At 66.3% G+C, this 374-nt stretch carries 1 protein-coding gene; it reads right to left on the bottom strand.

Translation table 11 applies throughout. The annotated features are described in order from the left end of the window. Positions 1 to 374, bottom strand: a 374-nt coding sequence (locus EN852_RS36195; protein WP_135879712.1) for an NfeD family protein, incomplete at both ends; no start/stop codon positions are given.

Below are 374 nucleotides of genomic sequence, written 5' to 3'. Positions count from 1 at the left end.
GGCGGTGACGCGGACTTGGGTGCCGGCGGGCAGGTCAGGGCCGGAAACGCGCCACAGCGTGTCGCCGAGCTTGCTGCGGCCACGGCCGTCGCGGATCGGTTCGGCAAGTGTCGCCATCCTGCCGATCATCTGCGCACCACGGCGGTTGAGCAGGGGCTGGTCGGTCGGCTGGTCGCGTCCGCCCATGAGTTTCTTGCCGACAAAGGCTGAAACCAGCGACAGCACGAGGAACAGCAGCACCTGGACCTGCCATGTCCAGATGGCGGCATCCCAGATCAGCAGCGACACCGCGCCGACGATCAGGGCGGCGATGCCGATCCAAAGCATGAAGAAACCCGGCGCGATGACCTCTACAACCAGCAGCACGAAGCCCA

The sequence above is a fragment of the Mesorhizobium sp. M2E.F.Ca.ET.209.01.1.1 genome (assembly GCF_004010375.2).
Taxonomy (GTDB): Bacteria; Pseudomonadota; Alphaproteobacteria; order Rhizobiales; family Rhizobiaceae; genus Mesorhizobium.
The sequence above is the reverse complement of the archived record's forward strand: the minus strand, read 5'-3'. Positions and strand labels throughout refer to the sequence as shown.